Below are 14,056 nucleotides of genomic sequence, written 5' to 3'. Positions count from 1 at the left end.
ACTGCCCTGCTGCTGACACCCCACTCATTACTCTGTTTCCGGATTATTCCTCTGTAGGCTGGAGCTGAAGTCCCAGCTCTTTGAGTTTTGCAAGTACTTCCTCTAAGGATTTGCGGCCCAGATTACGAACCTTCATCATATCGTCAGAAGTCTTGTTGCATAATTCTTCAACCGTATTGATACCGGCTCTCTTAAGGCAGTTGTAGGAACGAACAGAGAGCTCAAGCTCATCAATGCTCATCTCCAGGACCTTTTCCTTCTCATTGTCTTCTTTCTCGATCATAACCTCTGCGGTCTTAGCATTCTCGGAAAGATCAATGAACAGGTTTAAATGCTCGCTGAGAACCTTCGCTGCAAGGCTGACTGCCTCATCCGGATCAAGTGTTCCATTGGTATATACATCCAGTGTAAGCTTGTCGAAGTCAGTTACCTGACCAACTCGTGTATTCTCTACGATCATGTTGACTCTGTCTACCGGTGTGTAGATCGCATCCACTGCGATCATACCGATCGGCATGTCATCGGTTTTGCCTTTGTCTGCACTGATATAGCCACGTCCCTTGGTAATGGTAAGCTCCATGGCCAGTCTGCAGTCTTTTCCACCGTTCAGGGTTGCGATCACCTGATCCGGGTTCATGATCTCAATATCCTGATCTGCCTGGATATCAGCTGCTGTAACAACACCTTTGCCCTCACACTCAATGTATGCGGTCTTCGGCTCATTATCACTGCTGTGATTCTTAATGGCAAGAGATTTCAGATTCATGATGATTTCGGTCACATCTTCCTTCACGCCCGGAATGGAGCTGAATTCATGAAGTACACCATCGATCTTCACCTGGCTTACTGCAGCTCCCGGAAGGGAGGACAGCATAATTCTTCTTAAAGAATTGCCAAGGGTAGTACCATAACCTCTTTCCAGAGGCTCTACAACGAATCTTCCAAACTTCTTATCTTCGGATATTTCGGTAATTTCGATTTTTGGTTTATTGAAATCAAACACTATAAGGTTCCCTCCTTCTGGGTTAATCAACATTCGAGGGTATTACCAATTTTTATAACTGTAGACACAGTAAACAGTTACTAATTATTTAGAATACAGCTCGACGATAAGCATCTCGTTTACAGGAACATCGATCTGCTCTCTTGTAGGAAGCTCTTTAACTACACCCTTCAGGTTCTCCTGATCAACGTCGATCCACTCCGGAACAAGTCTTCCGCCAGTGATCTCAAGGATTCCTTTATATCTCTCAGAGCCTTTGCTCTTCTCTCTGATCTCAATTGTGTCTCCTGCTTTGCACAGGTAGGACGGAATGTTTACACATTTTCCGTTAACAAGTACGTGCTTGTGATCTACGATCTGACGAGCCTCTCTTCTTGTTCTGGCAAATCCCATACGGAAAACGATGTTGTCAAGTCTGCTCTCAAGCATAACCATAAGGTTCTCACCTGTCTGGCCCTGCATTCTGTCGGCTTTCTTGTAGTAGTTACGGAAAGGTTTCTCAAGAACTCCGTAGATAAATTTTGCTTTCTGTTTCTCTTTTAACTGAAGACCATACTCAGACACCTTGCGGTTTGCACGTTTTAACTGTCTTGTGGACTTCTTATCAATTCCTAAGTAAATCGGATCCAGGCCAAGGGATCTGCATCTTTTCAGAACAGGTACTCTATTTACTGCCATTTCAACTACCTCCTAATTAGACTCTTCTGCGTTTTGGTGGACGGCATCCGTTGTGAGGAACCGGAGTTACGTCACGAATGCTGGTTACTTCAAGTCCGCATGCCTGAAGCGCACGGATTGCAGCTTCACGGCCTGAGCCCGGGCCTTTTACCATAACGTCTACTGTTTTTAATCCATGAATTAAAGCAGCCTTTGTTGCAGTCTCTGCTGCCATCTGTGCTGCATAAGGGGTAGATTTCCTTGAACCTTTAAATCCAAGACCACCGGCACTTGCCCATGAAAGAGCGTTTCCTTCGTTATCTGTCAGTGTGACGATTGTATTGTTGAAGGAAGACTGAATGTGTGCCTGTCCGTGTTCAACGTTTTTCTTGACACGACGTTTTGTCGTTTTCTTTGTAACTTTTGCCATTTTAAAACTAACCTACACTTTCCTTTTATTGAAATTAATTAGTTATATCTATAAATTATTTCTTCTTGTTTGCAACAGTTCTCTTCGGTCCCTTGCGAGTTCTCGCATTTGTCTTAGTCTTCTGACCACGAACCGGGAGTCCTTTACGATGACGGATACCTCTGTAGCATCCAATCTCCTGCAGTCTCTTGATGTTAAGGGCGATTTCCCTTCTCAGATCACCTTCTACTGTCATTGTCTCATCAATAACAGCACTCAGTCTCTTAACCTCGTCATCAGTCAGATCTCTGACACGTGTGTCAGGATTAACCTCTGCTTTAGCAAGAATTTTATCTGCGCTTGGTCTACCAATTCCATAAATGTAGGTAAGACCGATTTCAATACGTTTCTCTCTTGGTAAGTCTACACCAGCTATACGAGCCATGTACTGTTTCCTCCATTTTCTGTTTCTGAAAGTTCCGCATATCGTATGTCACTTGCTCTCGCAAGGTGAAATGGGACATATCGACCTGCCGCTTTCTTTTCTAGTTTCCTAATTGGGGTGCCTCGGTAAAACACCCAGCTGTAATTGGCAAATCACAGCCTTTCCGAAATTGCGGATCTTAACCGCTGTTGCCTCTCGGTATTAGGCAATACATGCTTATTATCTGTTCAGTAGAACAACCCTACCGGGTGTTTCATACTGCAGCCGCACGTTTCACAAACATTCCAAAGAAGTTCCGATATGGAAATCAACCCTGACGCTGTTTGTGCTTCGGGTTCTCACAGATGATTCTGATGGATCCCTTTCTCTTAATGACCTTGCACTTCTCGCAGATCGGCTTTACAGATGATCTTACTTTCACTGGAAATCCTCCTTCCGTAAATTAGTCTCATATCTGCAGTTTCACAGGCGCACTCATACACAGTATTTGCGCGCTTGAAATATATACTAACACCTGTTTTCCTGAAATGCAAGAAAAAATTTAAAAAATTTTTGATTTTTTTTGCAGGCTGTATTATAATGGGTGGCAAAGTCCGGCAGACATATGGAATCTGCCTATTTTAATGAAAGGAATCTTTACATATGCATACGGAAATGAAATATCGTTTTCTGATACATTACACCTTATCTTTTATCGGTGGATACCTGGGGCTTTATGCCATTGTGTCAAGAGCAGATCTTTTTGGCAATGCCCAGACAGCCAATCTTATTGGTGTTGTGCGGGATCTCATAGGCAGGAATTTTTCGGATATGCTTCTGCGTGTGGGTGCGCTTCTCATATATATGGCTGCTGTTATCCTTACGGTCTGGATCCCAGAGTATTTTTCCACAGATCTTCGTTTTATCAGTATCGGGATCGATATCTTTGCGATCCTGCTCCTGGGATTCTTTCCTTCCGGAATGTCTCCGGTTGTGGCTCTTTACCCCGTGTTCTTTGCAATGCCTTTCCAGTGGTGTACCTTCAAGGCTCCCGGCGGATATAACAGCTCCACGATCTTTTCCACCAACAACCTTCGCCAGTTCACCACAGCTGTCACTCAGTTCCTTATGAAAAAGGACAGCGCACAGTGCGATAAAGCAAAATTCTACGGAATGACGCTGCTTTCTTTTCATACAGGTGCAGCTTTGTCTTTGATCCTGTATATGACCTGCGGTCTCTCAGGCGTATGGCTCTGTCTGGTTCCTGCCTTCTATGCTGTATGGCTGATCAGTGCAGACCGGAATACCGCAGCCGATACACCGGCAGTTACCCGAAGCACAGCTTCTGACGGCAGCAGCTTCAGGAATCTTTCCTATAAGAAAAAAGAGGCCTGACTTTATTTTAGCTTTGATAAAATAAGAGGAAATGTGATCTGTTTTTACACTGTCACATTTCCTTTTTTGTTTACGCGTAAGCCCCTCTGACGCTTACAGCTTATATGTGTTTGAAATCCAGTATCATGATTTTGAATGGCCACAAATTGATTTCATCTATATTTCTCATACTATCCTCATAACATATCAATATGCTCTGTAACTTGTTTAAACATTCCACGGTATTTACATTGCACTTACCGGGAAAATCTTTTATAATTATTCCAGAAATCATAAATCCTGCTATATATTTTTGACCGAACATGAATGGAGAATTGAAATGCCCAAAAGTATTTACGAAGATATCTATAAAGATCTGAAAACGAAAATAGAGGACAACACCTTTGCCTATCAGGAGCTTCTGCCTTCCGAAAACACTCTGATCCAGACTTACGGCTGCTCCCGCAATACCCTGCGACGTGCGGTCAGTCTTCTTGTCAGTGACGGCTATGTACAGACCATGCAGGGAAAAGGTGTCCGCAATATCTACCGTCCAAACGAGAAGACTGCTTTCACCATCGGAGAGATCGAAACCTTCAAAGAATCTGCTGCAAGGAACGGTCAGAATGCCCATACGGAGGTGGCTCTTTTTGCAGAGCTTTGTATCAGCAAAAATCAGTCAGCTTACACAGGATTTCCCGCTGGTGCAGAAGTATATTATATTCAGCGTATCCATTATCTTGAAGATATCCCGCTGATCATCAACCATAATTATTTTCTGAAGGAATCCGTTCCCGGCCTTACTGCCGAGATTGCCAGTCATTCTATCTATGAATATCTGGAACAGGTGCTTCATATGACCATTGTCAACAGCAAACGTATCATGACTGTGGAAAAGGTTACAGAAATTGATGAAAAATATCTTCATCTGAATGTAAAGGATTATAACTGCGTGGCTGTGGTGTCCAGCCAGACTTATAACAGTGACGGTGTAATGTTTGAGTATACCCAGTCACGGCACAGACCGGATCATTTTCGATTTTATGCTAATGCCCTGCGCCGATGAGCCCGGCTCATAACTGCTTCGCAGCTATACGGTTATGAGCAGGTGACAAATGTGGCTCACAAATATCCGCCTAGATCTGTATAGATACCTGGATCTGTATAGATGCTGCAGTTTCCTATTTTCCAAAATTATGTTATACTGAAACGATCAACGGAGAGAGGAAATTTTATTTTTATGAAAAAACGAGAATCTTTTAACAGCCGCTGGGGGTTCATTCTGGCCTGCATCGGGTCTGCGGTTGGAATGGGAAATATCTGGATGTTTCCCACCAGAGTTTCCCTGTATGGCGGGGGATCGTTCCTGATCCCGTATTTTATTTTTGTGGCACTGATCGGCTTTACCGGGGTGATCGGTGAGATGAGCTTTGGCCGCGGGACACGTTCCGGACCCATTGACGCCTTCGGCATGGCCTGTGAAACCAAATGCAGACGAAGGCTGGGTGAAACACTAGGCTGGATACCGGTGATCGGTGCACTGGCCATGGCTATCGGTTATACGGTTGTTATGGGATGGATCTTCCGATATATGCTCGGAACCTTTACAGGATCTACCCTGGCACCGGCAGATATTGAGTCCTTTGGCGCCAAATTCGGAGGCATGGCCTCTGCCTGGGGAAATAATCTCTGGCAGCTGGCTGCTCTTGTGATCTGCATGTTTATCCTGATGTACGGCGTTGGAAGCGGCATCGAAAAGGCCAATAAAGTGATGATGCCTATCTTCTTTATACTATTTGTGATCCTTGGCATCTATGTTGCCTTTCAGCCGGGAGCTGCTGCCGGATACCGCTATATCTTCCGCGTGGAGCCGGAAGTTCTGGCAAAGCCTTCCACCTGGATCTTCGCACTTGGACAGGCATTTTTCTCCCTGTCTGTTGCAGGCAACGGTACACTGATCTACGGATCTTATCTTCCGGACAGCGAAGATATCCCTGCATCTGCTGCAAGGGTAGCACTTTTTGATACTCTGGCTGCTATGCTGGCAGCACTTGTTATCATTCCGGCCATGGCTACCACAGGTGCCAAGCTTGACCAGGGCGGTCCCGGACTTCTGTTCATCTACCTGCCGCACCTGATCAAAACCATGCCTGGCGGACGGATCATTGCCATCATCTTTTTCGTAGCTGTATTCCTTGCAGGCATGACCTCGCTTATGAACCTTTATGAAGCACCCATTGCCACAGTCCAGGAAAAAACAGGTCTTGGCAGGATTCCCTCCTGCATGGTGATCGCCGTGATCGGCGTTGTAGCTTCTCTGCTGATCCAGGGCATTGTTTCTGACTGGATGGATGTGCTTTCCATCTATATCTGTCCTCTCGGCGCAGGACTTGCAGGGATCATGTTCTTCTGGATCTTCGGCCGGAGCTATGTGGAAAGCCAGGTCAACAAAGGCCGCGAGAAACCATTCACGAAATATTTTTATCCGGTGTGTAAATATCTTTATATTCCGGTGTGCTTTCTGGTGCTGATCCTTGGTGTTGTGCTGGGCGGGATCGGATGATCTGCAATTAATAAAGATTGATAGTTTATAAAAAATAAATCTCTTGGAATATAGTAATAATCTTTTGCATCTTAAACATCTTTATGTTTCCCAATTCACTATTAGGTGACATTTGGCTAACTAAATAAAAATGGAACAGAGTAATTACTCAGGCCGCAGAAAGAGCCGCTATAATTTCCAAGAGATTTTTTCTATAAAATGGAAAGTCTTTTTTTAATTATTCTCGTGGAGTTCTAATATATTTTGCAAAATATTAATGGTAAAATGAAACTGACTTGAACAGATACTAATTGTTGAGGATTAACGATAAATATGATAAAATATAAAGAATTCCACAGAAAGAATTATAAATTTTCCGTTCAAAACACTCTCTGGATAAAATTTCAAAAATGTATATGACGAGCAAAAATTGATTACATATAATGAGATTTTATTACGATATTATTTACGAGTTCAAGTACTTTGTGTAAAAATCAAAAAACTATTTCAATAAACCATAACGATATTTCTTATCCAACAAGCGATTCGAAACATCTCATTTTATGGCTAAATCTCAAGACTTTTGAAGAGTATATTTAAGAGATAAATGAAAAACTCAATATTATTTTTATACATTATTTAAATTAAAGGAAGGAAAAAATGAAGATTGAAAATATAAAGTGTCCTTCTTGTGGAGCACCTTTAACAGTTTCCAGTAAATCGACAATATTTTATTGTCCATACTGTAATTCTCAATTTCGAATAGATGAACAAACACATAATTTGAAAATTGTTAATGCAAATTCTATAGGTTATGAATTCGAAAAAGGCAGACTCCAAGCACGTAAAGATTCCCACAGAAAAAAAGGGAAAATCATATTAGTCCTACTCATAACTTTTATTTTATTACTTTATTTTAACAATAATAAAATCATCAAATATTTTCAAACATTTGATTTACAAAATACTTCTGAAAACACAATAGAAATTACTAAAAAAAATCTTCATCCATTTATATATTCAAACGATAATACATATGTGAAAATTGGAAACTGTTCTTATACTCAGGATGCTTCTGATATCATCATTCAATTAGAAGCACAAAATACTACTAAGCAAATTATTACTGTTTCTTTTTCTGATATCGTGGTAGACGATGTAAACTTATCAATGACACCGGGAAATTCTTCTGAATTTGAAGTTAGCGAATATGCATACAACAGTAATTTTTATATTTCACTTGATGATCTTCAAAAAACTGGTACATCAAATTTCAGTACAATCTCTTGTAAAATTACTGTGCAAACCAAATCTGGAGAATATCTTGCTCAGCAAAATCTACTATTTTATCGAGAAATATTTGATTTACAAAATACTTCTGTAAAAAATATGGACACACCAGAAATAGAACAAGTCACTACTTCTGGGAATACGATAGAAATTACTAAAAAAAATCTTCATCCATTTATATATTCCTACGACCAAACATACGTGAAAATCGGAAATTGTTCTTACACCCCAGGTGCCTCTGATATTGTCATTGAATTAGAAGTGCAAAATACTACTAAGCAAGTTATTACGGTTACCTTTTCTGATATTATGGTAGATGATGTAAATTTTTTAATGCCAACGGGAAATTCTTCTGAATTTGAAGTTAGCGAATATGTATATGGCAGTAATTTTTATATTTCACTTGATGATCTTCAAAAAACTGGTAAATTAAATTTCAATACAATCTCTTGTAAAATTACTGTGCAAACTAAATCTGGAGAATATATTTCTCAACAAAAATTATTATTTTATCGAGAAATATTTGCCATGTAATAACTGCCCTATAAAAAGCTTCTTTAGATGAAAGGAAACTCTAATGAAAATAATCAGCATAACTTGTCCTAGTTGCAATGGAAAATTAGATTTTGATTTAGATGATACCAAAATTTATTGCCCATATTGTGGTCAAAAATTAATGATTGACTATGAAGAAATGGACAAAATTTACATCGAAAAAGAAAAAACAAAACGTGTTCAAATTGAAACAGACTACAAAAAAAAGAGATTACTTTTTACAGGAATTTTATGTCTAATAATCATTATTTGTTCTGTAGCCTATTTTTTCACCCAGCATTCTTCTATTTCACGACCTAACAGTCTGGTTACTGGTGTACAAAAATATACTACTGAAGATTTTAATTCTTCTCAAAGTAATTCTGATGAAGCTCCAAAATTTTCTGCTATAACTCCCACTATGCCAACCATAAAAAAAGAAGTCCAAACAAAATCATCTACTGATATAATCAATGAGATTCCTGATGATTTTTTCTTATCTGTAGCATCCTTCGATGGTTCAGATTTCAATAAAATTTATAAAGATGGAACTTATAAAGTTGGCACAGATATACCAGCGGGAAAATATGGTGCATTTAATACTGGTTCTGGAACTGGCTTTGCCACTTTGTATAGTGACAGTACTAAATCAGATACAGTAAATGGCGGTGGATGGTCAAACTATTTTTGCTTTGTCAATATCGAAGAAGGACAACTTCTTGAAATAATGGGATTAGCCTTAGTTCCATATTCTGATATTGAATCAAAAGGACCTGAAAATTATGGTATTTTTATTGGCGGTAATACACTTCCCATTGGAGAATATTATCTTACAAGACTCGATCCAAGCAATGACGGTTTGTATAGCGTATACTCTGATACTGCTGAATCGAATGTAATAGAATACAACTACTACCCAGATACAGCTTTCCTAACCGTAAAAAAAGATCAAATTATTATTTTGCAAAACACAAAAGCTATTAAATGTCCAAGTAAATCTCTTAACATTAATACCTCTTCGAAGGGGCTGTTTAATACTGTATATCCCGAAAATATGTACCGAATCGGAATCGATATCGATGCTGGAACATATGTTGCTTACGGTCCACAGAAATGGACATCAAGTATTAATACAAAAAAAGATTCAAGTGCTACAAAAGATATTGATTATAATCCTTTGAATTGCTGTAAAATTCTTAATTTGAAAGATGGAATTGTCGATGTAACTCAAGATTCTTATTTAGTTAAATACGATGATATTGAATCTCTTTCTCCTGATATTACAGGAATTTATATAGTTGGAAAAGATATCGCTGTTGGAGAATATAAAATTATACCTGACACTTCAGATAATTCTCATTATTGGGCTATTTATAATACTACTAATACCACATTTTTACTCAATAAAGAAAATTACATAGACGGAAATGATTATGTTACATTATCTGAAAACGAAGCTTTTATTATACAAAATGCAATATATGAAAAACAATAATTAAAGGAGGATACGAAAGATGCTTACTTATCTCATTGCCGGAGTTATTGCAGGAATACTAGCAAGCTCAATTATGGGGTTCAAAACAACTTTACTTCAAAATGCACTTTTAGGAATTGTCGGCTCAATCATCGGTGAACGACTCTTTTACGTATTTGGCTTTTATAGTTTTGGTTTATTATCTAAAATAATCATTTCCTTTATCGGTGCTTGTATATTTATCTTCTTAGTTAGTGCAATTTTTGTAAGAAAAAAGAAATGATTCAATTTATTATTACAGACGCTGTTGAAAAATGGAGAATAGAAATCATCCATTTTTCAACAGCTCTCTTTTCATCATGCCCGATACATATTTTGAAATTTAAATTCCCAATACATGACTCTTTCTATATAGATATCTAATTCACTAAAAAAGCGAATATAAAATGATGTTCCATTTTAGAGTGTATCCGGTTTCTCCACTTCGTAATCAGACCAGGAAGCAATTGTATCGATACCTGAAGTGTCTGCAGTATCTTCATATTTATCTACAGTAATGGTATAATCACTATCGCCCTCTGCATATACAGTTCCGTCTGTTCCTTTGATCGTAACAGTTTTTCCGGAGTCATCCACGACGGTTCCATCATTGGAAAGTGTGGATACGGTGCTGTCGCCGGTTACTGTCCAGGTAGAGTCGTCACTGACATATACATTGCAGTAGCCATCTCCGCCGTTACCGGCAAATCTTTCATCGTCTACAATGGCTCCGGTAAGGTTACTTCCATCTGTCATATAGAAATCAAGCTGGCTGATGGTGTCCCAGATCACATCACCTTCCATATCCTGGCTGATCGCGGTAAAGTCGCAGTCTGCTCCGTTGGCTCCGCTTTCTCCCCAGCCTCTTTCGTTGTTATTTCCTGTACAGCGTAGAAAATACTCATTGTCATTGTTGTATGTGATATCTACAGCATTCAGGGTGATGTCGCTCTCTGTGTTGGTTGTGTAGAACACGCCGCCATTCTGTGATGTAAGGGTTCCTCCATCCATCTGGAAGGTGCTGTTTCCTACTTCGGAATCACCGGACATGCTCTGGTAGAGGATTACGGTCCAGGTGCTGTCATTCTGGCTTAAATCGCTCATATTTCCGGTGAGATCGCAGTCAAACAGATGCAATGAGTTCAGTCCTTCGATGCATACTGCTTCTGATCCGTTTGCTGTAAGTGTGGCATCCTTTACCGCAATATCGGCAGTGCAATATACAGCCGGCGAACCTTCGCCGTTGGATGTATAGGTTCCGCCGTCTACTACCATGGTTCCGCCGCCACGGTCACTTCGGATGGCAGCTGCGGACTCTCCGTCTGTCTCCACGTTCAGATCCCAGGCGTATAATTTACCGCCGCCGGCTGCGTGGATCCCACCGGAAGTATCCTGTGTTGTCTTGATGGTAGTATCTGCCGCGTAGACTGTTCCGTCGCCGTAGGCAAAAAGTCCTGCTCCGCCGGCTGCGTCAGTGGTTACGGTTCCGCCTTTTACATAGGCGTTGCCCTCTGTTGCAAGGAGTGCCGCTCCTACGCCGTAAAAGCTGGAGTTATCGCCGCCTGTGCTGTCGGAAGAATTTCTTGTGATGTCCACATTATCAAAGGTTACATTTGCTCCTGATGATACAAGTGCTGCATTTTCATCTGTTCCTGTGGATTCCAGGGATGTATCGGATACTTTTGTATCAGAATCGTAGGTATTGGCTACGTCGTAGCTGTCTACTCCCTGAGCCTGGCCTCCTGGTGCTCCACCAGGGCCTCTCTGACCGCCGCCCATTTCTTCGCTCTGTACTTTAATGGTAAGGGCGTTTCCGTCATCATCGGTTGTGATGGCTACGATGTCATCTTCCTGGATGTCGGAAATTTCAATGTTTTCACTCTGAGAATTATTGCCGTCCGGCGCACCGCCCTGGGCCTGACCGTTTCCACTATCTCCGTCTGGATTTTCCGGAGCTTCTCCACTTCCGTTATCTCCATCTGGTTTCTCAGGTACTTCTCCCTGCTTTCCTCCTGGTGCTCCTCCCGGACCTCCGGTGCTTTCTTTCGTGATCACCGTATCATCAGTCACTGTGACTGTCATCTCATCTCCGGTCAGATCCAGCATGGAAGGTGCTTCTCCCTGATTTTCTCCAGATACTTCACCGTTTCCGCCCATTTCTTTCATCGTTCCAACAGCGATGGTGATCTTTCCATTCTCCACGGATTTCACCTCACCGTAAGTCACATCTTCTTTCTCGGGATCTTCTTTACCAGAATCCTCTTTATCAGAGCTTTCTTTATCAGCATCTGCACTGCTGTCACTACTCTCTTCGTCTGTGCTGTCTGCAGCTGTATCTTCCGTATCTTTATCATCTGAACTCTCAGCTACTGTCTCTTTTGTATCCGTTGTCGCTGCCCCGCATGCAGTAACAGATGTAGCTGCCATCATAACTCCCACTATTGCTGCAAGATATTTTTTCTTCATATGAACACCTCTCTTTTTTGTATGCTCATACTATATCAGCAAAATCTGTTCACTTTATGTTTAAAGCGTGAAAAAAATGTGAGTGATAAACTCCACTTCAAATTCTTTTTTTGCCTTTTCTGCAGAAAAGGCAAAAAAAGACCCGGCAGCTTAACGCCACCAGGTCGTCTTTTACAATATTTCTTATTTATCTCTCCAGATGATTCTTCCTTTGGAAAGATCATACGGAGAAAGTTCGATCGTTACTTTATCTCCCGGGAGAATACGGATAAAATTCATACGGAGCTTGCCACTGATATGTGCAAGTACCACATGTTTGTTTTCCAGTTCCACTTTAAACATCGCATTAGGCAGTTTCTCCAGAACAGTGCCTTCTACTTCGATCACATCTGCTTTTGACATTTTTTACCTCCTATGTCATGACAACAATTGCTGCTTACAGATTCGTAAGCGTCAGAATCTCTGGTTCCCCATCGGTGATGAGGATCGTGTTTTCATAATGGGCGGAAAGTGAACCATCCATGGTTACCACTGTCCACTCATCGTCCAGCCATGCCACGTCCGCACGACCAAGGTTGATCATGGGCTCGACGGCCAGGGTCATTCCCGGAAGGAGCTTGATGCCCCTGCGCTTCTGCGGGAAGTTTGGAATCTGCGGATCCTCATGAAGATGAGTTCCGATTCCATGTCCTACAAGGTCACGTACAATACCATAACGGTATTTCGCTGCGTGGGCTCCGATGGCTTTGGAAATATCATTTAAATGATTTCCGGCTTTTGCCATTTTCAGTCCTTCAAAAAAGCACTCTCTTGTAACCTTTATGAGCTGCTGTGCTTCTTTGGATACTTCACCTACCGCATAGGTACGTGCTGCGTCAGAATGGTAGCCCTTATAAATCAGGCCGGCGTCGATCTTAACCAGATCCCCGTCCTGGATGATCTTCTCCTCGGATGGAATTCCATGCACAACCTCATCATTCAGGCTGATGCAGAAAGAAGCCGGAAAACCTCCGTAGTTCAGAAAGTTCGGAATACAGCCCATAGACCGGATCATTTCTTCTCCGATCTTATCAATCTCTTTGGTGCTGACACCCGGTTTGATGTAAGGGATCAAACCGTCATGCACCTTCTCAAGAAGATGGCCTGCTTCTCTCATAAGTTCGATTTCATGCTGTGTCTTAATTGTTACGGACATTCTTATTCTCCTAAGATGTCAACGATCTCCTGGAATACCTCATTCAGATCCCTGGTTCCGTCTACCGTCTTCAAAACACCCTGTGTGGTGTAATAGTCAATCAATGGCTGTGTCTGCTCATGATAAACATTCAGACGCTTCTGGACTGTTTCCGGCTTGTCATCATCACGGAGTACAAGCTTGTCACCACAGGTATCGCAGACCCCCTCTGTCTTCGGTGCTGCAAATACAACGTGATAAGTTGCACCGCATTTCACACATGCACGGCGTCCGCCCATACGTTTCACGATGTTATCATCCGGCACATCCACATCGATCGCATAGTCAATTTTGCTTCCAAGTTTGTTCAGAGCCTCTGTCAGACATTCTGCCTGCGGAATTGTTCTCGGGAAACCATCCAGAACATACCCTTCCCTTGCGTCATCCTGCTGGATTCTGTCAACAACAAGGTCGCAGGTCAGTTCATCCGGAACAAGAAGTCCCTGATCCATGTAAGTTTTTGCTTTGTTTCCAAGCTCGGTACCGTTTTTGATGTTAGCACGGAAAATATCTCCTGTGGAGATGTGCGGAATCCCATATTTCGCCGCAATTTTCTTAGCCTGAGTACCTTTACCTGCCCCCGGTGCACCCAACATAATAATTCTCATAG

15 protein-coding genes are annotated in these 14,056 nt (G+C 41.5%); 6 read left to right on the top strand and 9 right to left on the bottom strand.

Annotated features, from left to right (window positions below):
• Positions 1–43: 43 nt before the first annotated feature.
• From CCC17_RS02040 to rpmJ, 5 genes are all read right to left on the bottom strand, one after another.
• On the bottom strand, positions 44–1,003 hold the full coding sequence (locus CCC17_RS02040; RefSeq protein ID WP_059085345.1) for a DNA-directed RNA polymerase subunit alpha: 960 nt from the start codon (positions 1,001–1,003) through the stop codon (positions 44–46).
• A gap of 84 nt (positions 1,004–1,087) precedes the next feature.
• Entirely contained in the window at positions 1,088–1,681 is a 594-nt protein-coding gene (gene rpsD, locus CCC17_RS02035; RefSeq protein ID WP_015526943.1) for a 30S ribosomal protein S4, read from the bottom strand.
• A 16-nt stretch (positions 1,682–1,697) separates the two neighbouring features.
• The gene (gene rpsK / locus CCC17_RS02030) at positions 1,698–2,090 is read right to left on the bottom strand and encodes a 30S ribosomal protein S11 (RefSeq protein WP_015526942.1); all 393 of its coding nucleotides are present in this window, start codon (positions 2,088–2,090) and stop codon (positions 1,698–1,700) included.
• 55 nt (positions 2,091–2,145) lie between these two features.
• The gene (rpsM, locus tag CCC17_RS02025; RefSeq protein WP_008707282.1) at positions 2,146–2,514 is read right to left on the bottom strand and encodes a 30S ribosomal protein S13; all 369 of its coding nucleotides are present in this window, start codon (positions 2,512–2,514) and stop codon (positions 2,146–2,148) included.
• A gap of 307 nt (positions 2,515–2,821) precedes the next feature.
• Positions 2,822–2,935 (bottom strand): 50S ribosomal protein L36, encoded by a 114-nt coding sequence (gene rpmJ / locus CCC17_RS02020; RefSeq protein WP_003022746.1) that lies wholly within the window; start codon positions 2,933–2,935, stop codon positions 2,822–2,824.
• 221 nt (positions 2,936–3,156) lie between these two features.
• On the opposite strand from rpmJ, the gene CCC17_RS02015 reads away from it, so the two are divergent.
• From CCC17_RS02015 to CCC17_RS01990, 6 genes are all read left to right on the top strand, one after another.
• Positions 3,157–3,888 (top strand): YoaK family protein, encoded by a 732-nt coding sequence (locus CCC17_RS02015; protein WP_114002452.1) that lies wholly within the window; start codon positions 3,157–3,159, stop codon positions 3,886–3,888.
• Positions 3,889–4,207: 319 nt separating this feature from the next.
• Positions 4,208–4,933, top strand: coding sequence for a UTRA domain-containing protein (locus CCC17_RS02010; RefSeq protein ID WP_287082412.1), 726 nt, complete (start codon positions 4,208–4,210; stop codon positions 4,931–4,933).
• Between the two features lie 174 nt (positions 4,934–5,107).
• Positions 5,108–6,430, top strand: coding sequence for a sodium-dependent transporter (locus CCC17_RS02005; RefSeq protein ID WP_287082411.1), 1,323 nt, complete (start codon positions 5,108–5,110; stop codon positions 6,428–6,430).
• A 639-nt stretch (positions 6,431–7,069) separates the two neighbouring features.
• Positions 7,070–8,233, top strand: coding sequence for a hypothetical protein (locus tag CCC17_RS02000; RefSeq protein ID WP_287082410.1), 1,164 nt, complete (start codon positions 7,070–7,072; stop codon positions 8,231–8,233).
• A gap of 43 nt (positions 8,234–8,276) precedes the next feature.
• Entirely contained in the window at positions 8,277–9,728 is a 1,452-nt protein-coding gene (locus tag CCC17_RS01995; protein ID WP_287082408.1) for a hypothetical protein, read from the top strand.
• Between the two features lie 19 nt (positions 9,729–9,747).
• On the top strand, positions 9,748–9,990 hold the full coding sequence (locus CCC17_RS01990; RefSeq protein ID WP_287082407.1) for a GlsB/YeaQ/YmgE family stress response membrane protein: 243 nt from the start codon (positions 9,748–9,750) through the stop codon (positions 9,988–9,990).
• 176 nt (positions 9,991–10,166) lie between these two features.
• On the opposite strand, the gene CCC17_RS01985 is transcribed toward CCC17_RS01990, so the two are convergent.
• The 4 genes from CCC17_RS01985 to CCC17_RS01970 all read right to left on the bottom strand — a co-directional run bounded on the left by CCC17_RS01985 (position 10,167) and on the right by CCC17_RS01970 (position 14,054).
• A complete protein-coding gene (locus tag CCC17_RS01985; RefSeq protein WP_287082406.1) occupies positions 10,167–12,212 on the bottom strand; it encodes a hypothetical protein in 2,046 nt (681 codons plus the stop codon).
• A gap of 183 nt (positions 12,213–12,395) precedes the next feature.
• Positions 12,396–12,614 (bottom strand): translation initiation factor IF-1, encoded by a 219-nt coding sequence (gene infA, locus CCC17_RS01980; RefSeq protein ID WP_005428560.1) that lies wholly within the window; start codon positions 12,612–12,614, stop codon positions 12,396–12,398.
• A gap of 34 nt (positions 12,615–12,648) precedes the next feature.
• A complete protein-coding gene (gene map / locus CCC17_RS01975) occupies positions 12,649–13,407 on the bottom strand; it encodes a type I methionyl aminopeptidase (protein WP_015526936.1) in 759 nt (252 codons plus the stop codon).
• Positions 13,408–13,409: 2 nt separating this feature from the next.
• The gene (locus CCC17_RS01970) at positions 13,410–14,054 is read right to left on the bottom strand and encodes an adenylate kinase (protein WP_015526935.1); all 645 of its coding nucleotides are present in this window, start codon (positions 14,052–14,054) and stop codon (positions 13,410–13,412) included.
• Positions 14,055–14,056: the final 2 nt, after the last annotated feature.

Source organism: Blautia sp. LMAG:36 (assembly GCF_008680535.1).
Classification (GTDB): Bacteria; Bacillota; Clostridia; order Lachnospirales; family Lachnospiraceae; genus Blautia_A; species Blautia_A fusiformis.
Note: the sequence above shows the minus strand (reverse complement) of the source record. Positions and strands in the feature narration are given on the sequence as shown.